At 68.3% G+C, this 24420-nt stretch carries 23 protein-coding genes; 15 read left to right on the top strand and 8 right to left on the bottom strand.

The annotated features are described in order from the left end of the window. The first annotated feature begins 171 nt into the window (after positions 1-171). Complete coding sequence (locus tag ACT6QK_RS03660; protein WP_444596447.1) at positions 172-1992, top strand: gamma-glutamyltransferase family protein; 1821 nt, start codon at positions 172-174, stop codon at positions 1990-1992. A gap of 4 nt (positions 1993-1996) precedes the next feature. On the opposite strand, the gene ACT6QK_RS03655 is transcribed toward ACT6QK_RS03660, so the two are convergent. Then, positions 1997-2989: a hypothetical protein gene (locus tag ACT6QK_RS03655; RefSeq protein ID WP_444596446.1), complete on the bottom strand. Its 993-nt coding sequence runs from the start codon at positions 2987-2989 to the stop codon at positions 1997-1999. A gap of 76 nt (positions 2990-3065) precedes the next feature. Further along, positions 3066-3986: an Hsp33 family molecular chaperone gene (locus ACT6QK_RS03650; RefSeq protein WP_444596467.1), complete on the bottom strand. Its 921-nt coding sequence runs from the start codon at positions 3984-3986 to the stop codon at positions 3066-3068. Between the two features lie 222 nt (positions 3987-4208). Between ACT6QK_RS03650 and ACT6QK_RS03645 the strand changes: the two genes are divergently transcribed. The 6 genes from ACT6QK_RS03645 to ACT6QK_RS03620 all read left to right on the top strand — a co-directional run bounded on the left by ACT6QK_RS03645 (position 4209) and on the right by ACT6QK_RS03620 (position 11813). Next, positions 4209-4754, top strand: a complete 546-nt coding sequence (locus ACT6QK_RS03645; protein ID WP_444596445.1) for a hypothetical protein — start codon at positions 4209-4211, stop codon at positions 4752-4754. 54 nt (positions 4755-4808) lie between these two features. Beyond that, the gene (serA, locus tag ACT6QK_RS03640) at positions 4809-6701 is read left to right on the top strand and encodes a phosphoglycerate dehydrogenase (RefSeq protein ID WP_444596444.1); all 1893 of its coding nucleotides are present in this window, start codon (positions 4809-4811) and stop codon (positions 6699-6701) included. Positions 6702-6797: 96 nt separating this feature from the next. Further along, a complete protein-coding gene (locus ACT6QK_RS03635) occupies positions 6798-8606 on the top strand; it encodes an autotransporter domain-containing protein (RefSeq protein WP_444596443.1) in 1809 nt (602 codons plus the stop codon). 205 nt (positions 8607-8811) lie between these two features. After that, positions 8812-9426, top strand: coding sequence for a M23 family metallopeptidase (locus ACT6QK_RS03630; RefSeq protein ID WP_444596442.1), 615 nt, complete (start codon positions 8812-8814; stop codon positions 9424-9426). A 51-nt stretch (positions 9427-9477) separates the two neighbouring features. Then, complete coding sequence (locus ACT6QK_RS03625; RefSeq protein ID WP_444596441.1) at positions 9478-10437, top strand: ABC transporter ATP-binding protein; 960 nt, start codon at positions 9478-9480, stop codon at positions 10435-10437. After that, entirely contained in the window at positions 10434-11813 is a 1380-nt protein-coding gene (locus ACT6QK_RS03620; RefSeq protein ID WP_444596440.1) for an ABC transporter permease, read from the top strand. The genes ACT6QK_RS03625 and ACT6QK_RS03620 overlap by 4 nt, the downstream gene beginning before the upstream one ends. 287 nt (positions 11814-12100) lie before the next feature. Here ACT6QK_RS03620 and rpsU read toward each other — a convergent pair whose 3' ends face one another. Beyond that, positions 12101-12283, bottom strand: a complete 183-nt coding sequence (gene rpsU / locus ACT6QK_RS03615) for a 30S ribosomal protein S21 (protein WP_444596466.1) — start codon at positions 12281-12283, stop codon at positions 12101-12103. Between the two features lie 187 nt (positions 12284-12470). On the opposite strand from rpsU, the gene ACT6QK_RS03610 reads away from it, so the two are divergent. The 3 genes from ACT6QK_RS03610 to mazF all read left to right on the top strand — a co-directional run bounded on the left by ACT6QK_RS03610 (position 12471) and on the right by mazF (position 13791). Next, the gene (locus ACT6QK_RS03610; RefSeq protein WP_444596439.1) at positions 12471-13148 is read left to right on the top strand and encodes a COQ9 family protein; all 678 of its coding nucleotides are present in this window, start codon (positions 12471-12473) and stop codon (positions 13146-13148) included. Between the two features lie 68 nt (positions 13149-13216). Beyond that, entirely contained in the window at positions 13217-13459 is a 243-nt protein-coding gene (locus ACT6QK_RS03605) for an AbrB/MazE/SpoVT family DNA-binding domain-containing protein (RefSeq protein WP_444596438.1), read from the top strand. Beyond that, positions 13456-13791, top strand: a complete 336-nt coding sequence (mazF, locus tag ACT6QK_RS03600) for an endoribonuclease MazF (protein WP_444596437.1) — start codon at positions 13456-13458, stop codon at positions 13789-13791. The genes ACT6QK_RS03605 and mazF overlap by 4 nt, the downstream gene beginning before the upstream one ends. Before the next feature lie 16 nt (positions 13792-13807). On the opposite strand, the gene ACT6QK_RS03595 is transcribed toward mazF, so the two are convergent. Continuing rightward, entirely contained in the window at positions 13808-14890 is a 1083-nt protein-coding gene (locus ACT6QK_RS03595; RefSeq protein WP_444596436.1) for a 5-(carboxyamino)imidazole ribonucleotide synthase, read from the bottom strand. Continuing rightward, positions 14890-15381, bottom strand: coding sequence for a 5-(carboxyamino)imidazole ribonucleotide mutase (purE, locus tag ACT6QK_RS03590; protein WP_444596435.1), 492 nt, complete (start codon positions 15379-15381; stop codon positions 14890-14892). The genes ACT6QK_RS03595 and purE overlap by 1 nt, the downstream gene beginning before the upstream one ends. Positions 15382-15506: 125 nt before the next feature. On the opposite strand from purE, the gene ACT6QK_RS03585 reads away from it, so the two are divergent. From ACT6QK_RS03585 to ACT6QK_RS03575, 3 genes are all read left to right on the top strand, one after another. After that, positions 15507-16121, top strand: a complete 615-nt coding sequence (locus ACT6QK_RS03585) for a GGDEF domain-containing protein (RefSeq protein WP_444596434.1) — start codon at positions 15507-15509, stop codon at positions 16119-16121. Between the two features lie 94 nt (positions 16122-16215). Then, a complete protein-coding gene (locus ACT6QK_RS03580) occupies positions 16216-17613 on the top strand; it encodes a pyridoxal-phosphate dependent enzyme (RefSeq protein WP_444596433.1) in 1398 nt (465 codons plus the stop codon). A gap of 4 nt (positions 17614-17617) precedes the next feature. Beyond that, positions 17618-18781 (top strand): cystathionine gamma-synthase, encoded by a 1164-nt coding sequence (locus ACT6QK_RS03575; RefSeq protein WP_444596432.1) that lies wholly within the window; start codon positions 17618-17620, stop codon positions 18779-18781. A 12-nt stretch (positions 18782-18793) separates the two neighbouring features. On the opposite strand, the gene ACT6QK_RS03570 is transcribed toward ACT6QK_RS03575, so the two are convergent. Genes ACT6QK_RS03570 through ACT6QK_RS03560 form a run of 3 tightly spaced genes read right to left on the bottom strand, consistent with a single transcriptional unit; the run spans position 18794 to position 23039 of the window. Continuing rightward, positions 18794-21328 carry an ATP-binding protein gene (locus ACT6QK_RS03570; RefSeq protein WP_444596431.1) on the bottom strand — a complete coding sequence of 845 codons (2535 nt, stop codon included), beginning with the start codon at positions 21326-21328 and terminating at the stop codon, positions 18794-18796. Positions 21329-21387: 59 nt separating this feature from the next. Further along, positions 21388-22095, bottom strand: coding sequence for a TorF family putative porin (locus ACT6QK_RS03565; RefSeq protein ID WP_444596430.1), 708 nt, complete (start codon positions 22093-22095; stop codon positions 21388-21390). An 11-nt stretch (positions 22096-22106) separates the two neighbouring features. After that, positions 22107-23039 carry an NAD(P)H-dependent flavin oxidoreductase gene (locus ACT6QK_RS03560; RefSeq protein ID WP_444596429.1) on the bottom strand — a complete coding sequence of 311 codons (933 nt, stop codon included), beginning with the start codon at positions 23037-23039 and terminating at the stop codon, positions 22107-22109. A 144-nt stretch (positions 23040-23183) separates the two neighbouring features. Between ACT6QK_RS03560 and ACT6QK_RS03555 the strand changes: the two genes are divergently transcribed. Further along, entirely contained in the window at positions 23184-23882 is a 699-nt protein-coding gene (locus tag ACT6QK_RS03555; RefSeq protein WP_444596428.1) for a DUF805 domain-containing protein, read from the top strand. Positions 23883-23948: 66 nt separating this feature from the next. Further along, the gene (gene queF, locus ACT6QK_RS03550) at positions 23949-24410 is read left to right on the top strand and encodes a preQ(1) synthase (protein WP_444596427.1); all 462 of its coding nucleotides are present in this window, start codon (positions 23949-23951) and stop codon (positions 24408-24410) included. Positions 24411-24420: the final 10 nt, after the last annotated feature.

The following is a 24420-nucleotide window of genomic DNA, read 5'->3' as shown; positions in this document are numbered from 1 at the left end:
TCACCCTCGGGCTTGATCCGAGGGCCGGACGTTCCGCAGGCGGTGCGTTGATTTCTACATCGCGCGGCCGCTGCCTCCGATCCTCGGGTCAAGCCCGAGGATGACGGTGTTTTTTCTTTCCCCCTTCGTTTGAACGGTTAGGGTCCGGTCTCCGGTTTTTTGGAGATCGCCATGCGTCGTCGCACCTTCCTTTCGGCCCTGCCGGCCGGCGCATTGATGGCGGGGGCGGCGAAGGCCCAGACGCCGGCTCCCGCTTCTGCGCAGGCGGCGCCGGCGCGCCCTGCAAATCCCTATGCCGGCATCGGGCCAGGCGACCGGATCACCGGGGCGCCCTTCGCGGGGCGATCGACGGTCTGGGGCATGCACGGGGCGGCGGCGACGGCGCATCCGACGGCGACCCTGATCGGGATCGAGACCCTCAAGCGCGGGGGCTCGGCCATCGACGCGGCCATCGCCATCAATGCGGCGCTGGGTTTTCTGGAGCCGGTGGCCAACGGCATCGGCGGCGACGCCTTCTGCATGCTGTGGGATCCGAAGCAGAGAAAGGTCGTCGGCTTCAATGGCTCGGGAAACAGCCCGCGCGGCCTGTCGCTGGAGACGGCGCGGGGCAAGGCCAATGCGCGGGGATACCTGCCGTCCTATGGGGCGGTGACGGTCAATGTGCCCGGGGCGGTGGACGCCTGGTGGAGCGCGCACCAGCGGTATGGAAAGCTGCCCTGGAAGGACGTTCTCCTGCCGGTCGCCGAACTGTGCGAGCAGGGCGTGCCCATGCCGCAGACGATCGCCTGGTATCTGCAGCGGAACATGGCGAACTTCGACCGCTCGACGATCATCGAGGAGAACGACAATCGCAAGACGGTCTATGCGCCGGGCGGGGCGACGCCCAAGGTCGGGGAGGTGTTCGCCAATCCCTTCCTCGGCAAGACGCTGCGGGCCATCGCCGAGGGCGGGCGGGACGCCTTTTACGACGGGCCGATCGCGGATCAGATCGAGGCCTATTTCAAACGGATCGGCGGCTGGCTGAAGCGGGCGGACATGGCGGCGCACCATACCGAATGGGTCGAGCCGCTGCGGACCGACTATCGCGGGGTGGATGTCTACAGCCTGCCGCCCAACTCTCAGGGGTTGTCGACCAACCAGATCCTGAACATCTGCGAGCAGTTCGACATCAAGGGGATGGGGTTCCAGTCGGCCGCCTCGATCCACCATCAGGCCGAGGCCAAGCGGCTGGCGTTCGAGGATCGCGCCCGGTATTTCACCGATCCCCGCTTTGCAGATATTCCTCTGGAGTGGTTGAATTCCAAGACCTATGCGGTCGAGCGGGCGAAGCTGATCCGCCCGGACCGGGTGATGGAGCGGGTCTTCCCCGGCGACGCCCCGACCCAGGGCGACACCACCTATTTCAGCGTCGCCGACAGCGACGGGATGATGGTCAGCTGGATCCAGTCCAACTATCGCGGCATGGGATCGGGCCTGGTCCCCGACGACGGCCACGGGGCGCCGCTGGGCTTCATGTTCCAGGACCGGGGCGAGCTGTTCGCCCTGAAGGACGGCCACCCGAATATCTATGCGCCGGGCAAGCGGCCGTTCCAGACCATCATCCCGGGCTTCGCCTGCAAGGGCGGGGAGCCGTGGATGGCTTACGGCGTCATGGGCGGCGGGATGCAGCCGCAGGGCCAGGCCCAGATCATCGTCAACATGGTCGATTACGGCCTTGATCCGCAGGAGGCCGGCGATGCGCCGCGTTGGCAGCACGAGGGCTCGTCGGAGCCGACGGGGGAGCCGGCCGAGGGCGTCGGCACCCTGTTCCTCGAGACGGGGGTGCCGGCGTCAGTCAAGGCGGAGCTGACGGCCATGGGCTGGGCGCTGGGTCAGCCCAACGGCGGCTTCGGCGGCTATCAGAACGTGGTGCGGCAGGTGAACGGGCGCGGGCCCTGGACCTATGGGGCGGCGACCGAGATGCGCAAGGACGGGATCGCGCTGGCGTACTGATGGCTTACTGGTCCCCCTGAAGCGCCCAGGCGATCAGCATGTCGGCGGTGACGCCGTCGGGGCCGAAGGCGAGGCGGGGCCAGTCGGGGATCAGGCGGCTGATGGCCAGGATGACGCCGAGGCCCTGATCCTGGCTCCAGTGGGTTCCGGCGCCGCGCACGAACGTAGCGGCGTCGGCGGGGCTCATGTCGCCGCCGCGTGGATCGGTCAGCCAGGCCCAGGCGGCCCAGTTGCCCGTGCCCTCCATCGTCAGGAAGACGTCGTCGGCCTCCGCGTAGACGGCGTCGGCCCCGGTGAACCAGCGGTCGCGGCGGGCCTTCATGGCGCGGGCGGCGGCGGCCAGACGGGTGCGGGCGGTCGCGGCGTCGGGGGCGTTGGCGGCCTGATAGAAGAGGTCGCGCTCGGCGGCGTAGGCGGCGGCGTAGCCGGGCCGGGCCTTGAAGCGGTTCTGGACGACGTCGTCGTTCGTATCCTCGGGCAGGCCCTTGGCCAGCATGGCGTCGACCCGCTCGCCCAGACCCTCGGCCTGCTGGGTGTGGGCGAACTCATGCATGAAGACGACCATCGACAGGCGGCGCGGGTCGCGGGCCTCGGCCGGGTCGGCGCGCCACAGGGCGGGCAGGGCCATGATGAAGAACATGCCGCCGTCCGAGGTCGGGGAGGCGAAGGCCAGACGGTTCGCCGGCACGGTGTTGCCGTCCGGCAGGGCGATCTGGCCCGCATGGGGCGAGGCCGTGGTGCGATAGCGCCGCGCGCCGACGCGGAAGTCGCCGCGCCGGTCGGGCGTCAGCCGGTAGGCGCAGCGCTGGTCGAACAGGGTGATCGAGGGCGTGACCGGCCGGGCGATACGCAGGCGGGCGGCGTCCAGCCGGTCCCAGGCCGTCAGGGCCTGGGCCGTCCAGTCCCTCGGCTCGCCCTGGAATCGGCAGGCGGCGGCCGCCGGAGCGGGGGCTGGGGCCGAGGCGAGGGTCAGGGCGGACAGGAGGGCGGCGATCATCCGCACTCAATGGCCGGGAAGCGTCGCGGTTTCAAATGAAGTCGCGGATGGAGTTGCGGCGAGGCGAAGGCGGAAATCAGCCCGCCACAACCTCGTCCGGCGCGATCTCGTAGACGGTGTTGCAGTATTCGCAGGTGACGCGGATCTGGCCGTCGTCCTCGACCATGTCGGCGCGTTCCTGATCCGAGAAGGAGGTGAGGACCGAGGCGATGCGGTCCTTCGAGCAACGGCAGACGGCGGCCAAGGGGCGGGCCTCCTCCAGTCGGACGCCGTCCTCGTGGAACAGACGAAACAGCAGGACGTCCGGCGTGATGGTCGGGTCGATCAGCTCGTCGTCGCCGAGGGTGGCGAACAGGGCGCGGCTGCGGTCCCAGACGTCATCGGTCGCGCCGCGGGCCGTGTCGCCGGCGACCATCTGGATCATGGCTCCGCCGGCGCGCCATTGCTGCCCGGCCTCGGTCGAGACCTGACCGACGGCGAGGCGGACCTTGGTCGGCACCTGCTCGGACTGGGCGAAATAATGTTCGGCGCAGAGCGACAGGCTCTCGCCCTCGATGGGCGTGATGCCCTGATGGCGATCGAAGTCCGGTCCCTGATCCAGGGTCATGATGAAGACGCCCTGACCCAGCAGGGTCTGGGCCCCCGGGCGAGCGAAGCCGGTCGAGGCGGCGGCGACCTCGGCCTCGTCAAATCGGCAGTAGCCGCGCAGGGTCCCGGAAGTGTCATAGTCGGCCACGACATAGCGCACGGGCCCGTCGCCCTGGGCCTGGACGATCAGCCGGCCTTCGAACTTGAGGCTGGAACCGACGAGGGCGGCCAGGGCGCAGGCCTCGCCCAGCAGGGCGGCGACGGGCTCGGGATAGGCATGGGCCGACAGGATCTGGTCGATGGTCTCGCCGAGGCGCACCAGACGGCCGCGCACGGGCCAGCCTTCGATCTGGAAGGCGGCGGCGAGGTCGTCGGTCAGGGGCAGGGCGGGGGCGGCGGGCGTGTTCAGGGGCACGGCGGGTGTCCGGTCTTGATCTTGGGCAAGCGCAGGAAGATAGGCGCCCGCAGGCGGGATGGTAAGGGGCGGGGTCGTCAAGGGCCGTGGCGGCGGCAAGGCGAGGCGGAATTTCGCACCGGCGCCCCAAGCTTGACGGAACCGATCGCGGCCCGGTTCGCTCTTTTCCCCGAAGCGCCCGACACCCGACGGGCGAGAAGACAAAGGTGCGCTCCCATGATCCGTGATTTCGACGACGTCATCGATGAGGTCCGCAAACACCCCGGCATCACCGCCGGCACCCTGGCCCTGGTGGCCGGCGCCGCCATCGCGACCGTGCTGCTGACCCAGCGGACCGGACCGCGTCGCTATGAATGGATCCGCGAGCGGCTGGACCCGCGCGGCTGGATCGACGCCGAGGCCCTGCGTCACCGGTTCGAGGACATCTCGCGCGGTCTGAGCGAGGGCGCCGAGGATCTGTCGCACAAGGCGGGCGAATTCACCGACGACACCCGTCACAGCGCCCGCAAGCTGTTCAGGCGTGGTCAGAAGGCGATCTCGCCGTCCAAGCGCAAGCGCTATGCCCGGGCCGCGCGAGGCTATGCCGAGGATGCGGGCCGCAACGCCCGTCGCTATGCCGGCGAAGCGGGTCAGTATGCCCGGGATCATGCCCGGGAAGGCGGGGCGCTTCTGGCCGTGGCCACCATCGCGGCGGCGATCGGCGCGGCCGTGCTGGAAAGCCGTCGCCCGGACAGCCACGTGCGCCGTATCGGCAAATTCTAGGGGTTTCGCGCATAATCGTTGCGACGAAGGGCGGTTTCGGCGAAACAGCCGCGCATGAGCGCGCAGCCGACCCTGATCTTCGATTTTGATTCCACCCTCGTCCGCATCGAGACGCTTGAGGCGCTCGCCGATCTGGCGCTAGAGGGCCATCCCGAGGCCGCCGCCATCCGTGAACAGGTGGCCGATCTCACCGATCAGGCGATGGCGGGCGAGCTGCCGTTCGGCGAGGCGCTGCGGCGTCGTCTGGCGCTGCTGCCCCTGACGCGGGAACACATCGACGCCCTGGCCGCGACGATCCTGGACGAGGGGACGCCGTCGGTGCGGCGGAACCTGCGCTTCTTCCAGGAGAACGCCGGGCGAATCCTGATCCTGTCCGGGGGTTTCCGCGAGATCATCGCGCCGGTCGCCGAGCGGCTGGGCATCGCGCCGGAACAGGTCTTCTGCAACGACCTGACCTATGACGCCGAGGGTCGGGTCACGGGCGTGGACGACGCCAATCCCTTGTCCCAGGCGGACGGCAAGCCCAGGGTCATCAAGGCGCTGAACCTGACGGGCCCGGTCGTCATGATCGGCGACGGCTGGACCGACGCCGAGGTCAAGCTGGCGGGGGCCGCAGACCGCTTCTACGCCTACACCGAAATCGTGCGCCGCGAGCGGGTGGTCGCGGTCGCGGACGCCGAAACGCCGTCGATGGACGACCTGCTGTTCGCCGAGGGGCTGACGGGGCGTTGGTCCTATCCGCGCCGCCGCATCAAGATGCTGTTGCTGGAGAACATCCACCCGGCGGCCGTCGAGCGGCTGACCGACGAGGGATACTCGGTCGAAACGATCAAGGGCGCCCTGGACGAGGACGACCTGATCGAGCGGATCAAGGGGGTGCATGTCCTCGGCATCCGCTCCAAGACAAACGTCACGCCGCGCGTCCTGGAGGCGGCGGACCGGCTGCTGGCCATCGGCGCCTTCTGCATCGGCACCAACCAGATCGACCTGCAGGCGGCGGCGGATCACGGGGTGGCTGTGTTCAACGCCCCCTATTCCAACACCCGGTCGGTGGTGGAGCTGGCCATCGGTCTGACCATCACCCTGATGCGCGACGTGGCGGACAAGTCGGCCGCCATGCACCAGGGCAAATGGAACAAGTCGGCGGACGGATCACGCGAGCTGCGCGGCAAGACCCTGGGCATCGTCGGCTACGGAGCCATCGGTTCGCAGCTGTCGGTCGTGGCCGAGGCTCTCGGGATGCGGGTCATCTTCCATGACCTGTCGGAGCGACTGGCGCTGGGCAATGCGCGGCGCGTGCGGCGTCTGGACGATCTGCTGGCCGAGGCCGATGTGGTCAGCCTGCACGTCGACGGGCGACGCGAGAACACCAATCTGATCGGCGCGGCCGAGTTCCAGAAGCTGAAGCCGGGCGCCCTGTTCCTGAACCTGTCGCGTGGTCATGTGGTCGATATCGGCGCCCTGTCGCAGGCGATCGGGTCGGGCCGGGTCGGGGGCGCGGCGCTGGACGTCTTCCCGGAGGAGCCGCGCACCAACGCCGATCCGTTCGACAGCCCCCTGCGCGGACTGAAGAACGTGATCCTGACCCCCCACATCGGCGGCTCGACCGAAGAGGCGCAGGAGGCCATCGCCGAGTTCGCGGCGGAGCGGCTGCTGAACTTCATGAATCGGGGCGACACCACCTTCTGCGTCAACCTGCCGAACGTGCAGTTGCCGGAGGTGTCGGGCGGCCACCGCATCCTGCACATCCACAGGAATCAGCTGGGCGTCATGTTCGAGCTGAACCGGGAGCTGGCCGAGGCCGGTCTGAACATCCTGGGGCAATATCTGAAGACGGACGAAAACGTCGGCTATGTCATCACCGACGTTGACCGCGACTACGATCCCGAGGCCCTGACGGCGCTGAAAGCCGTGTCGGGGACGCTTAAGTTCCGTCTGCTGCATTAAATTCGGCGAAAGCTTCCCCTGCGTCGTCTTGCTTCCCGCACAAACGGGCGCAGACTGGCGTCAACGGCCGCATGATGACGGCCGATGGGAGGATCCATGTCTCGTTTCTATCGTAGCGCCGCCGCAGCGGTGCTGGCGCTTGCCGCCGTCTCGGTCGCCGGCGCCGCCTCGGCCCAGACCTACAACCGCCTGGTCGTGTTCGGCGACAGCCTGAGCGACAACGGCAACCTGTTCGCCGCGACCGGCGGAACCCAGCCGCCGGCGCCGGTCTACTGGCAGGGCCGCTTCTCGACCGGCCCGACCTTCGTGGAGCTTCTGGGCTTCAATCTGGGCCGGTTCACCGCAGGCTCCCCGGTGACGGGCAGCATCAACTACGCCTTCGGCGGCGCGCGCACCGACAGCCAGGCCTCGCCTCCGGGCATGCGGAACCAGCTGGCCGCCTATCTGGGCGCGGGCGGCCGGTTCGGGTCGGGCGACCTGGTCAGCATCCTGGGCGGCGCGAACAATATCTTCCAGGGCCTGCCGGCGGCGGGCGCGAGTTCGAATCCGACCGGCGCCATCACCCCGGTGGCGAACAGCGCCGCCGCCGACATCAACTTCCTGGTGAACAGCGTGGCCTCGGCGGGCGCGGGGACGGTTCTGGTCACCAACCTGCCCAAGCTGAGCCTGACGCCGCAGTTCAGGAACACCACGGCGGCGCCCCTGGCCGACTTCGCCGTGTCGACCTTCAACACCGCCCTGTTCAACGGCCTGACGACGACGGCGGCGGCCCAGCCCAACACCAACATCATCTACATGGACCTTTTCAAGATCGGCGACACGATCGCGGGCAGTCCCGGCCGCTTCGGCATCACCAACGTGACCGACGCCTGCTTCAACGGCGTGACCCTGTGCGCCAACTCCAGCGGCTACTTCTATCTGGACGGCGTCCATCCGACGGCCCTGGGCCATCAGATCATCGCCAAGCTGGCCAATGACTATCTCTACTACGGCGATCGGGGCGCGGACACGGCGGTCCTGGGCGAGACGACCTTCCGTCAGCGCGAGGTCGATCTCGATTTCGGCGGCGAGCGGCTGTCGGCTCGCGAAGACTGGCATGACGGGACGAGCGTGGTCGTGGGCGCCGCCTATGACAGCACCGAGACGGACGCCCGGGGCACGATCAACGCCTATGACTCGACCGGGCAAGGCGCGCGCATGGGTATCGAGCACGCCTGGTCCAACACCTGGAAGGTCGGGCTGAGCGGCGGCTATCGCAAAACGGATGTCGAATCGGGCCGGTTCAACGCCGATTTCGAGACCCTGTCGCTGGACGTCTACGCCGGCTGGCGGTCGGGCAATCTGTTCGCCAACGCCGCCGCCGGGGCCAGCCACGACAATATCGACGCAGACCGGCAGTCGGCCCTCGATCCCATCGTCATGACGGCCACGACGACGGCGACCAGCAAGGGCGCGCGGGCGCAGGCCGGCATGTGGTTCGGCGGCGAAGGGCTGGCGATCTCGCCCCGGGTGGCGGTCAGCTGGGTGTCGTCCACCGTCGACGGCTATTTCGAGCAGGGCCCGTCGGCCCAGTACCAGTACGCCGACCGCGACGTGACTGTCCTGTCGGCCGAGGCGGCCTTGAGGGCCGAGGGGCGGGTCGGCGGCTTCGGCTTCTTCCTTGAAGGCGGCTATCGCGACGCCCTGGACGATAGCTCGGACGCCGTGCGCACCTCGATCATGGCCAACACCGCCAAGGCGCTGGACAGGCATGTGGAGGAGCCCTTCGGCGGTCAGATCCTGGCTTCGGCGGGCCTGACGGGCGATCTGGGCCCGCTGAAGGTGGACGTCGGCTATCGCGGCCGCTTCGGCGAACATGCGGACAGCCACCTGGGCGGGATCACCCTGACCCTGCCACTGCAGTAGCATCGGACCGGCCCCCTCCCGTCCGGCGCGGGAGGGGGCTGCGACCGCGCGTCGCAATCGGCGCCCCAAAGTCGCCCCACAGTCGCCGCGGGAGCGAGTCAGAAGACGGCCGTCCCGCGCGGCGCCGTCTGATTTCGCATGTTGCGATCATGGCCCGGCGAGAATGTCCCCCGCTCGATGCAGCGACGCCGGAGCCGACGACCCCATGCGCCGATACCTGCCGCACCTGCGGCTATTGACGATCCATGCCGGTCACACGGCCGCCCTGCTGGTGGTGGCCGTGCTGGCGATGGCGGCCGCGCCGATGAACGCGCCCAAGGACACCGAGATTTCCGCACCTGTGGCCCCGCCGGTCAAGGCGGTCGCGAGGCCGGCCGGGCCGGTCACGCGGGCCCTCGTCTTCGCCGAGCCGGTGCCGGGGCGGGGAATCAATTCGCCCTATGGCATGCGTCGCCTGGGCGGCGAGCCGGGGGCCAGGCCGCACAAGGGGGTCGATATCGCGGCGCCGACCGGCACCCCGGTGCTGGCGACGGCCGAGGCGCGGGTTCTGAGGATCGGCCATGACCCCGAGGGCTATGGGAACTTCATCGAGCTGTCCCACCCGAACGGGATGACCAGCCTCTACGGCCACCTGAGCCGGATCGATGTAGCGAGCGGCGACGTCGTGGCGGCGGGGTCGAGGATCGGTCTGGTGGGCTCCACCGGATATTCCACCGGCCCGCATCTGCATTTCGAGGTCCGCCGCGCGGGGGCCCAGGTCAATCCGGTCAAGGTGATCGGCCGCACCTTTCAGATCCGGGCGAAGGCGCCGACCGCCTAGCGACGGCGCCGATTCCCCTGCTACGACGTCGGACAGGCAGGGAGTGATCATATGGCGGCCTTGACGCTGGACGGGGTGAGCAAGCGCTATGGGTCGTTCCAGGCGGTCGATGGCCTGAGCTTTGAGGTCGAGAAGGGCGCGATCTGCGGCTTCCTGGGGCCGAACGGCGCGGGTAAGACCTCGACCCTAAGAATGATCCTGGGCCTGCAGCCGGCGACCAGCGGACGGATCGAGATTCTGGGCGCCGCGGACGGGCGGACGGTGCGCGACCGGATCGGCTTCCTCCCCGAGGAGCGCGGCCTCTACAAGAAGATGACGCCGGTGGACGCCATCGCCTTCTTCGGCGCCCTGAAAGGCCTGCCGCAGTCCGAGGGGCGCAGGCGGGCGCGTGACCTGCTGGAGCAGCAGGGGTTGGGCGCGTCGCGCAACAAGAAGATGAAGGAGCTGTCCAAGGGGATGGCCCAGAAGGTCCAGTTGATCGCCTCGGTCGTGCATCGGCCGGAGTTCGTGATCCTGGACGAACCGTTCAGCGGCCTGGACCCCGTCAACCAGCAGGGGCTGGAGGCGATGATCCGGGGGCTGGCGGCGGAGGGGGCGACGGTGTTGTTCTCGACCCATGTGATGCAGCACGCCGAGCGGCTGTGCGACAAGGTGGTTCTGCTGGCGCGCGGGCGGAAGGCCTTCGAGGGCACGGTGGACGAGGCCCGGGCCACCACGCCGCGCTTCCTGGAACTGGAGGGCGCCATCGCGCCGGACGCGGCGGCCGCCCTGCCAGGCGTGGAGGCCGTGGAGGTTCTGTCGGACGACGGCGATGTGCGGGTGCTGCGCGCCGCCCTGGGGCGCGGCCAGGGCGGTCAGGCGGCGCTGAAGGCGGCCTTCCTCGGCGGGCTGGACGTCCGCCGGTTCGAAATGCGCGAGCCCTCCCTGCATGACGCCTTCATCGGCCTGACCGGCGATCGGCCGGACGAGGACCAGTCGGTGCGACGGGCTGAGCTGGAGGCTGTGAAATGAGCCGTATCTTCCTGATCGCGCGGCGCGAATACGCCGCCTACGCCAAGACGGTCGGCTTCTGGCTGTCGCTGCTGGCCTTTCCCCTGTTCGCGGTTCTGGGCGGTGGAGTTCAGGTGCTGATCAAATCGTCCGAGCCGGTGCGCGAGGTCGCTCTGGTGGAAAGCGGACCCCAGGCGACCGGCCTGGCCGCTGCTGTGCGGCAGGTGCTGCAGGACGACGCCGACCGTCGCGCCGCTCGCCAGCGCGAGGAGATCGAGAAGGCCATGAAGGCCTCCGGCGCGCCTCCGGGGGCGGCGAACCAAGCCCTGGCCGGTCTGGGCGGGAATCGCCTGAGGTTCGTCGATACCCCCGCCGATATCGCGGCGGCCGCTCCCGGACCCGCGCGGGACGACGCCGTGCGGCGTCATCTCGAAAAGGAGGCGGATCAGCGGCTGGCCGCCGTCGTCTTCCTGGACCGCAACGGCGAGGCCCCGACGGCCCGCGTCTGGACCGCTCGGGCGACGGACGACACGGTTGAGGACTTCATCCGCGACGCCCTGAAGTCGATCAACCGCAAGGCGGTGTTCGCGGCCTCGGGCATCGACACGGCCATCGTCGATCGGACCGAGACCTTCCGGCCCGAGATCAGCGTCTTCTCGCCCAATTCGCGCAGCGGCGGAGAGGTGTCGTTCCGCGACAAGCTGCCGATGCTGGTTGGGCTGGCGGGGGGCTTCATCCTGTGGTCGCTGATCCTGACCGGGGCCTCGATCCTGCTGAACAGCGTGATGGAGGAGAAGTCGAACAAGATCCTGGAGGTCTTGCTGTCCTCGGCCTCGGCGACCGAAATCCTGACCGGCAAGGTGCTGGGGGTGGCGATGCTGACCCTCTCGGTGCTGGCTGTCTGGGGCGTGCTGGGGCTGGGCGGCCTGGCGCGGTTCGCCCCGGATCAGGCGGCGGACATCATGGGCGTGCTGTGGTCCGGCGGGATGCTAGGCTGGTTCCTGGCCTTCATGGTCGGCGGCTATCTGATGTATGCGGTCCTGTTCGCGGCCATCGGCGCCTTCTGCGAGACGCCGCGCGACGCCCAGACCCTGATGGGGCCGATCATGATGATCCTGGTCGTGCCGATGCTGACCCTGTCGATGGCGCTGCAGACGCCGGATGCGCCGGTGGTGAAGATCCTGTCGTGGATCCCGCTGTTCACGCCCTTCCTGATGATGGCGCGGATGCCCAGCGATCCGCCGTTGATCGAATCGATCGGCGCCCTGGTCACGATGTTCGCCTTCGCCGGATTGATGGTCTGGGTCGCGGGTCGGGCGTTCCGCGCCGGGGCCCTGTCGGACGTGAAGCTGAGCTGGAAGAGCTTTGCGGCGGCGATCCGTGGCGGGGGGCGGTAGCTCCGTTTGTCCTCCCTGTTCGCCTCTTGGCGAATGGGGGGGGGACCGCGAAGCGGTGGGGGCTCTTGAAGGGGCTCCGCGTCGGGGGCGCGGAAGGAAACCCTCCGTCACGACGCAAGCGGCGCCGCGCCACCTCCCCATCGCTTCGCGACGGGGAGGACAAACAAAAAGGCCGCTCTTTCGAGCGGCCATTTCAATTCCTGGACCGTGAGGTCGTATCAGCCGCGCGGGCCGGCGCCCGGGACGCGGGGCTTCGGAGCGGGCAGCCGGCCTTCGCGCTGCATGCGCTAGCGGGCCAGCTTGCGGGCGCGGCGGATGGCCTCGGCCTTTTGACGGGCGCGCTTTTCCGACGGCTTTTCGAAGTGAACGTGGCGCTTCATTTCACGGAAGCTGCCCTCGCGCTGCATCTTCTTCTTCAGCGCCTTGAGGGCTTGATCGACGTTGTTGTCGCGAACGAAAATCTGAACCAGGTGAAACTCTCCTTTGGCCGCCCGCCGCGTCCTGTGAGGGAGACGGGCAGACAAATAAATTAGGCGTCCGACAGACACGGTCTGCGGATGAAGGCGGGCTGATACACGAACCCACCCCCGCTGTCCAGTTGTCGCAAGCGGTTGTGAAGGGCTCGAAACGCCCGCGCCGCAGGCGTATCATGCGGCCATGACCGACGCGCCGCACCTGTCGAACGCCGCCCCCGATTCGCGGTCAGAGCCCGACTGGGCCGACCAGATGGAGCAGGCGGTGCTCGACATCGCCATCCGGCGCGCGCCCGGTCTGGGCTGGAACGGGCAGCTGGTGCGGGCGGCGGGCGCCGAGGCGGGGTTGTCGGACGGCGACATCGAACTGTTGTTCCCGAACGGCGCGCGAGATCTGGCGGCCCTGCTGTCGCGACGGCACGACGACCGGGCGATGGCGGCCCTGTCGGCGCTCGATCCGGCCACGCTGAAGATGCGCGAGCGAATCGCCCGCTCGGTCTCGGCGCGGCTGGAAGCGGCGGCCGCGGATGCGGAAGCGGCCAAACGCTGCACCGGCTTCCTCGCCCTGCCGACCAACGCCGATCTTGGGCTGTCGCTGGCCTGGGAGACGGCGGACCTTCTTTGGCGCTGGTCCGGCGACACGGCGACGGACTGGAACCACTATTCCAAGCGCACGATCCTGTCGGGCATCCTGATCCCGGCCCTGACGATGCGGCTGTTCGACGGGCGGGAGAAGGCCGATGCCTTCGTCGCCGCCCGCATCGAGAACGTCATGGTCTTCGAGAAGTGGAAGGCGGGCAAGGACTTCGAGGCCCCGCTGAAGCGGATGACCGACCTGCTGAGCCGGATGCGGTATGGCTAGTCTGTATCGACATTTGTTGACACGGGTCCGGTCTGACCTCACATTGGTGGAGATGCAGGAGGACGCCGATGCGTGTGCAGGTGAAGAAGTGGGGTAACAGTGCGTCAGTCCGGATTCCGGCGACCGTCCTGGCTGCCGCCGATCTGAGCATCGATCAGGCGGTTGATGTTCGCGAAGAGGGCGGGCGGATCGTGATAGAGCCCCTGCGCAAGCCCGTTTACGACCTGGATGATCTTCTGCTGGATATGGCGCCGGAGCGGTTTCCTGAGGAAGTCGATCTCGGCGCTCCGGTAGGGAACGAGGTCTGGTGACACACTCATGGGCCCCGGATGTCGGCGACATCGTCTGGCTTCACTTCGATCCTCAGGCAGGTCATGAACAAGCTGGACGTCGGCCGGCCCTGGTCTTGTCACCCGCACGCTACAACCGGGCTCGCGGCATGATGCTGTGTTGTCCAATGACGTCCCGCATCAAGGGCTATGCGTTCGAGGTCGTGGTCAGTGAAGCACCGCCGAGCGCCATTCTAGCGGATCAAATCAGAAGTCTGGACTGGCGCGCACGCAGGGCCGCTCCCAAGGGCGTGGTTTCGCCCGAAGTCCTGGCCGAGGTTCAGGCCAAGCTACAGGCGCTGTTGCGACTCTAGCGTTCAGACTGCTGGGCTAAGCCGAACCCAGCACCCGGTTCACATGGGCCATCTTGCGGCCGGGGCGGGCCTCGGCCTTGCCGTAGAGGTGCAGGCGGACGGCGGGGTCGGAGGCCAGGTCGCGCCAGGCCTCGACCTCGTCGCCCAGCAGGTTGGTCATCTCGACCCGGGCGTGCGCGGCGGTGGGGCCGAGCGGCCAGCCGACGACGGCGCGGACATGCTGTTCGAACTGGTCGCAGACGCAGCCGTCCTGGGTCCAGTGGCCGGTGTTGTGGACGCGGGGCGCGATCTCGTTGACCAGCAGGGTTCCGTCGGCCAGCTCGAACAGCTCGACGCCGAGGACGCCGACATAGTCCAGGCCGTCGAGAATGGCCTCGGCGATCTCATGGGCGCGGGCCTGACCGGCGGCGGAGACCTCGGCGGGGGCCAGGGTGATCTTCAGCACGCCGTTCGCATGGCGGTTCTCGCCGAGGGGGTAGACGGCCACGGCGCCGTCGCGGTCGCGGGCGGCGATGACGGACAGTTCGCGGGTGAAGGCGGCGGCCGCCTCGAGGATGGCCGGGCGGCCGCTGATGGCCTCGAAGGCGGCGGCGGTTTCGGCCGCGTCGCGGATCCAGACCTGGCCCTTGCCGTCATAACCCTCGCGGCGGGTCTTCAGCAGGGCGGGCAGGCCGATGACGGCGACGGCCTCGTCCAGGTCCGACAGAGTGTCGACCACGGCGAAATCCACGGTCGTGGCGCCGACGGCGTTGAGGAAGGTCTTTTCATCCACCCGATCCTGGGCGACGCGCAGGGCGGTCGGGCCCGGGGCCACCAGGGCGCCGGCCTCGGCCAGACGCTCGATCGAGGCGGCGGGGACGTTCTCGAACTCGAAGGTGACGACGTCGCAGAGGCGGCCGAGCCGGGTCAGGGCGTCCGGATCGTCATAGCCAGCGACGATCTGCGCGGCCGAGACGCGGCCGGCGGGGCTGTCAGCCTCGGGGTCCAGGATAACCACGTCGAAGCCGAGCCGCGACGCGGCCTGGCTGATCATCCGGCCCAACTGTCCGCCGCCGAGGACGCCGAGGGTGGAGCCGGGGGGCAGGGGCAGGTCGGACATCAGTCCTCGACCGTTTCGGCGACTGAGGCGGTCTGGGCGTCGCGGTAGGCGGTCAGACGGGCGGCGAGGGCGTCGTCGGACAGGGCCAGGATCTGACCCGCCAGCAGGCCGGCGTTCTTCGCCCCCGCCTCGCCGATGGCCAGGGTGGCGACGGGGACGCCGCCGGGCATCTGGACGATGGAGAGCAGGGAATCGAGGCCCTTGAGCGCCCTGGACTGCACCGGCACGCCGAGAACGGGCAGTTCGGTCATGGAGGCGGCCATGCCGGGCAGGTGGGCGGCGCCCCCGGCCCCGGCGATCACGACCTTGAACCCGGCGGCCTTTGCGCCCAAGGCGAAGTCGAACAGGCGCTGCGGCGTGCGGTGGGCGGAGACGACCTTCGCCTCCCAGGCCACCCCGAGGGCATCCAGCGCGTCGGCGGCGTGCTTCATCGTCGGCCAGTCCGAGCGGCTGCCCATGATGATCGCGACCGGCGGTGTCGTCGTCGGCATGTCCATGTCCCCGAATTTCCGGGGCCCCAGAAAAGGAGCCTGCTAGGGAAAGCGGCCCGTTACAGCACGCGCGTTGCGCCCGCAACCAAGGGCGTTAGCATGGCGGCGCCGTGGGGCCGATCCGCATGGCGATTCCCTGGGTGATTCCGGAGTTCTTCGTGGCCGATGCGGCGAACGCCCCATCTTCCGACAGTCTCGACCTGAGGGCCGAGGTCGAGCGGCTGCGGGCCGAGGTCGAGACCCTGCGCCTGCGCGCCGAGGCGGCGGAGGCGGCGGCGGACCATGACGTCCTGACCCCGGCCCTGAACCGGCGCGGATTCGTCGAGGCGGTGAACCGGGCCATGGCCTGGTGCACCCGCTATGGGTCGCCGGCGGTGATCGTCTATCTCGATCTGGACGGGTTCAAGGGCGTGAACGACGATCTGGGACACGCGGCGGGCGATGCGGCCCTGGTCGCCGTGGCCCGGCTGTTGCTCGACAATGTGCGCGAGACCGACGCCGTGGGGCGGCTGGGCGGCGACGAGTTCGCCCTGGTCATGCTGAACGCCGGCGCGGACGAGGGACGCGACAAGGCGCGCCGGCTGTCGGAGGCCCTGGCGGCGGACGGCTTCGACTGGAACGGCGCGGTCAGGAAGCTCGGCGGATCGTTCGGCGTGCGGGCCTGGAACGGCCACACGGACGCCGAAACCTGGCTGGCCGAAGCCGACGCCGCCATGTGGGTCCGTAAACGGTCGCGCTGAAGGCGTTTCGCGCCGCCCAAAGGCATGATCGTGCGTCGCTTGACCTCCTCGGGCCGGGCGATCAGCTTCCCCGAAACCTTTCCCGGAGCCGTGAATGTCCGCCGCCCAGCCCCTGCCCAAGCCGAGTTCGTCCCTGCTGGACCTCATCGGCCGGACGCCGATGATCGAGGTGACGCGGATGGACACCGGCCCGTGCCGCCTGTTCCTGAAGCTGGAAAGCCAGAATCCCGGCGGGTCGATCAAGGACCGGATCGCGCTGGAGATGATCGAGGTCGCCGAACGCGAGGGCTGGCTGAAGCCCGGCGGGACGATCGTGGAGGCGACGGCGGGCAATACGGGACTGGCCCTGACGCTGGTCGGAAAGCAGAAGGGTTACAACATTCTGCTGGTGATTCCGGACAAGATGTCGAAGGAGAAGATCCAGCATCTGCGCGCCATGGGCGCCGATGTGCGGCTGACCCGGTCCGACGTGCCGCACGGCCACCCCGACTACTATACCGACATGGCCGAGCGTCTGGCCCAGCAGATTCCGGGCGGCTACTACGTCAACCAGTTCGCCAACGCCGCCAACGCCGCCGCCCATGTGAAGACCACCGGACCCGAGATCTGGGAGCAGCTGGACCATGACGTGGACGCCTATGTCGCCGGGATCGGCTCGGGCGGGACGATCACGGGGGTGGCCCAGTATCTGAAAAGCGTCGGAGCCAAGACCGAGATCATCCTGGCCGACCCGGTCGGCTCGACCCTGGCGGGCATCGTCAATGAGGGCGTACCGGGCCCGGAGGGCAGCTATACCGTCGAGGGCATCGGCCAGAACTTCGTGCCGGACACGGCGGACATGAGCCTGATCGACCGGGCCATTTCCATCCCGGATGCAGAGGCGATCGCCACGGTGCGCGAGTTGCTGCTGAAGGAGGGCGTGCTGGCCGGGTCGTCGTCGGGCACCCTGATCGGGGCGGCCCTGCGTTGGTGCCGCGAGCAGACCGAGCCGAAGCGGGTGGTGACCTTCGTCTGCGACACCGGGGCCAAGTATCTGTCCAAGGTCTACAACGACGCCTGGCTGGCGGATCAGGGTCTCGGCGACCATCCGATGGCGGGAAACCTCTCGGACCTGATCGGCCGCAAGTACGAGGACGGCGCCGTCGTCGTCTGTGGGCCGGACGACAGTCTCGACAGCGCCTTCAAGCGGATGCGGTCCAATGACGTGTCGCAGCTGCCTGTGATCAGCGAAGGGCGGCTGGTCGGCATCCTGGACGAGAGCGACATCGTCCACATCATGAACACCGACGAGATCACCCGGAAGGAACGGTTCGCCAAGCCGGTGTCCTCGGCCATGACCCGCGACCTGGACACGGTGCAGGTGACGGAATCGCTGGACGCCCTGATCCCGCTGTTCGACCGCGACCGGGTGGCCATTGTTCTGGACGGCGAAAAGTTCGTCGGCCTCATCGCCCGCGTCGATCTGATCAATCACCTCAGCCTGAACCGGTAAGTCCATGGCCGATTTGAAGAACAGCCAGGGTTTCTCGACCCGCGCCATCCATGCGGGGCAGAAGCCGGACCCCACGACCGGGGCGGTGATGACGCCGATCTACGCCACCTCGACCTACGCCCAGGAAAGCCCGGGGGTGAACAAGGGCTATGAGTATGCGCGGGGCAAGAACCCGACGCGCGAGGCGTTCGAGGCCTGTATCAACGACCTCGAGGGCGGGGTTCAGGCCTTCGGCTTCGGGTCCGGCATGGCGGCGACTTCCACGGCGCTGGAACTGCTGGACGCGGGATCGCACATCGTCACCGGCGATGACCTGTACGGCGGCTCCTGGCGGCTGTTCGAGCGGGTGCGCCGGCGGTCGATGGGGCTGGATTTCAGCTATGTCGACATGGCCGATGTGGCGGCGGTCGAGGCGGCGATCACCGACAAGACCCGCATGCTTTGGGTCGAGACCCCGACCAATCCGATGATGAAGCTGGCCGACATCGCGGCCCTGTCGGCCGTTGCAAAGGCGAGGGGCCTGCTGCTGGTGGTGGACAACACCTTCGCCACGCCGTGGAGCCAGCAGCCTATTTCGCTCGGCGCCGACGTCGTCATGCATTCGGCGACCAAATATCTGAACGGCCATTCCGACATCGTGGGCGGGGTACTGGTGGCGGGATCGACCGAGATCGCGACCCAGCTGAAGTTCCTGCAGAACTCGATCGGTGGGGTAATGGGGCCGTTCGACGCCTTCCTGGCCAATCGGGGGTTGAAGACCCTGGGCCTGCGGATGAAGGCGCACAACGAGAACGCCCTGGCCATCGCGCGCTGGCTGGAGACCCGGGCTGGCGTGGCGAAGGTCATCTATCCGGGCCTGATCAGCCATCCACAGCACGATCTGGCGGCGCGCCAGATGAACGGCCGCTTCGGCGGCATGGTGTCGGTGGTGATCGACGGCGATCTGGCGCGCGTGCGTCAGGTGCTGGAGCGGGTTCAGGTCTTCACCCTGGCCGAGTCGCTGGGCGGGGTGGAGAGCCTGGTCAACCATCCGGCCATCATGACCCATGCCAGCGTGCCCAAGGAGGTTCGCGAGGCGGGAGGCGTCACCGACAGTCTTATCCGCCTGTCGGTCGGGGTCGAGGACGTGGCCGACCTGATCGCCGATCTGGACCAGGCTCTGGGCTGACTTCGTCGCCATTCAGGCGGCGGCTTCACTATCCGTTTCGGGATGAGGTTCTGCGATCGCCAGAGCCGTCTCGATGGCCTCGAACAGGCGTTGCGAGGTGATCGGCTTGGCCAGGTGCCCGTCGGCCCCCGCCTCGACGCCCGCCTGCACGTGTTCGGCCATGGCGTTGGCGGTCAGCATCAGCAGGGGCGTGCGCGGGGCGCCGGCCGCCTGTTCAAGGCGACGGATGCCGCGGGTGGCGGTCAGGCCGTCCATGACCGGCATCTGCATGTCCATCAGGATCAGGTCGAACGGACCCTTGCGGAAGGCCTCCACGGCCTCACGCCCGTCCTCGACGGAGACGATCTCGACATCGGCCGCCGACAACAGGACCTCGACCACCTTGCGGTTGGCCGGATGGTCGTCGGCCAGAAGAATGCGGATGGGTCCGTCACGGCGTTCGGCGGGCGCGGCCGGCGCGGTCTCTGGCGTGGACGCCTCGATCTGAACGACGGGCAGGGGCAGGCGGAACCAGAAGGTCGCGCCTGCGCCGGGCGTGCTGGAACAGCCCATCTCGCCGCCCATGCGCTGGACCAGATCACGCGAGATGGCGAGACCGAGGCCCGTCCCGCCGTACTGTCGCGTGATCGAACCGTCGGCCTGCTGGAAGCGGGTGAAGAGGCGCGACATCTGGGCGTCATCGAAGCCGACGCCCGTGTCCGCGACGCAGAACCGGATCTGGCCGTCGTCCTCCGTGGCGACCGTGACGCGGACCTCGCCCTGACCCGTGAACTTGACGGCGTTGGAGACGAGGTTGCCCAGAACCTGACGCACCCGGACCACGTCGCCGGATACGGCGGTCGGCGTATTCGGATCGATGTCCACGGCCAGAACCAGACCCTTGTCCTCGGCCCGGGCGCGCCACAGGGCGCCGATGTCCTGAACCATCTGAACAAGAGGGAAGGGGGCGGTTTCCAGTGACAGCAGCCCGGCCTCGATCTTTGCGCTGTCGAGGATGTCGGAAAGCAGACGTTCCAGGGTTTCGCCGGAGGTGCGGATGATGTCGATCATCTCACGCTGGCGGGGCGGCAGACCCTCGCGACCGAGGGCATCGGCCATGGCGACGACGCCGTTCAGGGGCGTGCGGATTTCGTGGCTCATATTGGCCAGGAACTCGCTCTTGGCCCGGTTGGCGGTCTCGGCCCGGCTTGACGCCTCGCGCAGCCGTCCCGCCTGGCGGGCGAGCCAGAAGGCGGCGCCCAAGGCCGTGACCAGGAACAGGGCGACGATGGCCACCAGCCAGCGCTGGCTGTCGATCACGTCTTTCTGCAGCCCCGCGTTGCTGCGGGCCGTCTGGAGCTGCAGCCGGCGTTCGTCGAGCTTTTCCTGAAGGTCGCCGGTGACCTGGCCGATGCCGGCGCTGAACCGGCGGGTGTCGTAGATCAACTGGGCGCGCCGGTAGTCGTCCAGCTTGCGGTAAGCTTCAGCGGCGCGGCCGGAGGCGAACAGCACCTCGGCCTCGACATGGGGTACTTCGGAAGGGCCTTCCTCGCGGAAATCATTGGCGGCGATGCGGCGTCGAATCTCGTCCAGATCGCGCTGCGCCTCGGCTACCCGCCCGGTGCGAGCAAGAGCGATGGCCCGCGCGGGCAGAAGGTGGGTCGCCAGAAAATCCGCCGCGCCCAGATCGGGCCCGTAGGGCGCCAGACACTGTAGCAGGCCGCGCCAGTCCTGACGCCCCTCGGCCACGGTGACGCAGAGGTTGGCGTCATAGGCGGTCAGGCTCTCGATGCCAGCGCGCACCGACAGCCGGTGATGAACCTCGTAGAGCCGGCGGGCCTGCTCATGGTCGCCGAGTTGCACCGCCATCCGGGTCAGGTTGTAGACGCTGTCGAAGTCGGGGCGCGGATAGGCGGGGTTGGAGAACTCGACCTCGAATCGGTAGAAGGCGCGCGCGGCGCCGCCCAGGTCGTTGAGCTTCATCAGGCCGATCCCGGCCACCTCCCAGATGCCCGCACGGGCCGTGGGAGCGAACGGGTCCGAGGGCGGGATTCGGGTCTCGAACTCCGTGAGCAGCTGCAGGCCCGCGCCGATCCGGTCCTGATCCATCAGGTCCAGGGCGGCCAGACGGACGGCGTGGGCGCCGACGAACCAGTCCGGATCGGTCCGGGCAATGCGGTGCATTTCGACGGCAGCGCTCGAATCGCCGTTGTCATAGCGGATCGTCAGGTCGTTCAGGTCGGCGATCCGCTGATAGCGGGCGTCGTGCAGGCGAACGGCGGCGGCGCGGAGCCGGGCGTTCCAGGCGGCCGCCTTGTCGAAATCGCCCTGGTTCAGGACGGTCCAGGTGACATGGTAGACGCGGTTCAGGCCCTCGCGGTCATTGCGCTTGAGGGCGGCTTCGCCGAAGACTTCGAGCTGCTGGAAGTTAGTGCGGGAGGCCCGCGCCTCCACGAAGCGCGCGACCTGGTCCGGGTCATGGTCGGCCGCCCTCGTAGCGCTCGCGCCGGACAGGCAGGCGATCGCCAGAAAGAAAGCAGCGATCGGATGCACAAACCAACGCGTCAAGATTCTGTCCCCACGGAGGGTCAATAAACCGCGAGTCGTTGATTAAGGTTTACCCCGGCCTAGAAGGCGAGATTGACGGCGGCGACCAGGGCGCCGGCGTACTGATCCCCGGGCAAATCGAGGTTGGTGTCATGCCAACGCAGATCCAGTTCGACCACCTCGTTGACGGCGTAGGCCAGGCCCGCATTCCAGCCCGTGTAATCGGGCGCATTGTCCTGTTCCCGGCGGCCGAGGGTGACGCTGGCCTGAAGGCGGTCGGCCAGCGGCCAGCGAACGCGCGTCTCGACCCAGGTCCAGGCCTCCGTCGATCCCAGGCCGTCCGGGGAGTGTTCGACCCGCAGGCGGGCGTCGACGTCGCCGAAGTCCTTGATGACGTCGAACTGGTACTCCCAGGCCGCGTCGTCATGGCCGGCCACGGCTCCGAGCCGCCATTTGTGCGAGGCGGAGGTATCGAAATCCAGGCCGAAGGCGGAGTATTGCCAGCCGGCCTCGGCTTCCGTCTCGACGTAGGAACCCGAGGAATCGATCGTCTCGAACTCCACGTCGGCGTAGAAGCCGTTGGCGGCGTTCCACTGAGCCTCGCCATAGACATAGGGCGCGCCGTCGCTTTTGGACGCGCCCTTGGACCGGTTGTCGCTGCCCGCGCCGAGTTCAAAGGTCCAGTTCGAGCCGCGGTCGGGGTCGTAGCGTGCATTGTCACCGTCCTGGGCCAGGGCGGCTGCGGGCGCGAGAACGGCGAGGGCGGCGAGAGCGAACGAACGGATCATTCGCGGAGGCTTTAGGCGACTCCGGCCTTGTTGGCGAACAGATCCGCAGCCTGTGCAAATTCGTCGCGGAGCCGTTGGACCAGTTGAGCGGCCGGGATGACGTCGTGGATCGATCCCGCGCCCTGACCGGCGGACCAGACCGTCTTCCACGCCCGGGCCTCCTCGCCCATGTCGAGTTTATGCTCGGGCAGGGTTTTCGGGTCGATCCCGTTGGCTTCCAGCGACTTGGTCATGAAGTTGGCGGGAATGCCCGAGACGGCCGGGGTGTGGACGATGTCGGTCGCGCCAGAATCGATGATCATGTCCTTGTAGCCGTCCGACGCCATGGCCTCGGTCGTGTTGATGAAGCGGGTGCCCATGTAGGCGAAGTCGGCGCCCATCATCAGGGCGGCGGCGACATCCTGACCCGTCGAGAGACAGCCCGACAGGATGATCGTCCCGTCGAAGAACTGGCGCACTTCGTTGACCAGGGCGAAGGGGTTGATGATGCCGGCATGGACGCCCGCGCCGTTGGCCACCAGGATCAGGCCGTCGACGCCCGCCTTGGCCGCGTTTTTCGCGTGGCGGACGTTGGCGATGTCATGGAAGACCACGCCGCCGTAGCCGTGGACCGCATCGACCAGATCCTTGACCGCGCCGAGCGAGGTGATGACCAGGGGCACCTGATGCTCGACCGTCACGGCCAGATCGGCCATCAGCCTGGTGTTCGAGTGGTGGACGATGTGGTTGACGCCGAAGGCCGCCGCGTCGGGCGTCAGGCGGGATTTGATCTCGACCAGCCAGTCCCGATAGCCCTCGGTGGTGCGCTGGTTCAGCGACGGGAAGGTGCCGATGACGCCGGCATTGCAGCATTCAACGACCAGATCCGGGCCGCTGACGAGGAACATCGGCGCCTCGATCACCGGCAGTTTCAAGCCCTTTTGCAGGGAAGCGGGAATGGCCATGGCGTCGTCCTCCGTTGTCTTTGGCTACGCTTAACTGGGCGACGCGGGGGAAGGCAAATCCGAAGGGCGGCTTGTCGTCGGAACGGCGATACCGCTAAGGTCGCGAGAGCGGAGCCGGGCGGTTCCGGCGACGGGAGAGACGGCGTGCGCGGCGAAATTCTGACTTACGACGACGGCCCCGGCGCGGGCCTGATCAGCGGCGACGACGGCCAGCGCTACAGCTTCGCGAGATCGGACCTGCAGCAGCTGAAGCCCGTCTACAGCGGCATGAAGGTGGACTTCGTGCCGGCGGATGGGGTGGCCACCCAGGTCATCGTTCTGGCGCACCAGCCGGCGGGTCCGCTGCCGCCGTCCGGCTACACGCCCGGCGTGGCAGGTTCGGGGGCGTCGTTCGACTGGCGGACCCTGTTTCTGGACGCCAATGGACGCATCGGCCAGAAGGACTACTGGATCGGCGTAGCTATCCTGTTCGTGGCAGGTCTGGTTCTGGGCTGGCTGCCGCTGATCGGAACTCTCGTGTCCATCGCCAGCATCTATTTCGGCGTCTGCGTCGCGTCCAAGCGGCTGCACGACATGGGCCGATCTGGCTGGCTGGCGGCCATTCCCTACGGCGTCATGGCGGCGGCGGTGGTTCTGAGCGCCATGGCTGTGTTCGGGGGCGTCATGAGCGCTGCGGCCTATGGAGACGGCTTCGGGACGCTTGCGAGCGTCGGCGGGATAGCGGGGCTTTGGGGTCTGGCTGTCCTGATCAACCTGGGCTTCGTGATCTGGCTGGGCGTTACGGCCGGTCAGCCGGGCGACAACCTCTATGGGCCGCCGCCGCGCGCGCTCGCCAACTTCTGAGGCGACGCGGCGGTGTTCTGGCGGCCGGGCTTTGCGTCGAGGCGGTCGGCGCCCTAAATCGCCGCCATGACCACAGACACCTCCGGCCTGCATCAGCTAGGCCAGCAAACCGTCCAGCCGACCAGCCCCGAGACCGCGGTGCTGGAGCGGGTTCCGAATCCGCATCCCGACGCCCTCTATCTGGCCCGGTTCACCGTGCCGGAGTTCACCAGCCTGTGCCCCGTCACCGGGCAGCCCGACTTCGCCCACATCGTCATCGACTATGCGCCGGGCGACTGGCTGGTCGAATCCAAGAGCCTGAAGCTCTACATGACCAGTTTCCGTAACCACGGCGCCTTCCATGAGGACTGCACCGTGGCCATCGGGCTGAAGCTGGCGGAGCTGTTGCGGCCGAAATGGCTGAGGATCGGCGGCTACTGGTACCCGCGTGGCGGCATCCCCATCGACGTCTTCTGGCAGACCGGCGCGGCGCCCGAGGGGCTGTGGCTGCCGGATCAGGGCGTGCCGACCTATCGCGGGCGGGGGTGACGGACCGTCA

Source organism: Brevundimonas sp. (assembly GCF_052436175.1).
Taxonomy (GTDB): Bacteria; Pseudomonadota; Alphaproteobacteria; order Caulobacterales; family Caulobacteraceae; genus Brevundimonas.
This window is presented reverse-complemented; position numbering and strand designations above follow the sequence as displayed.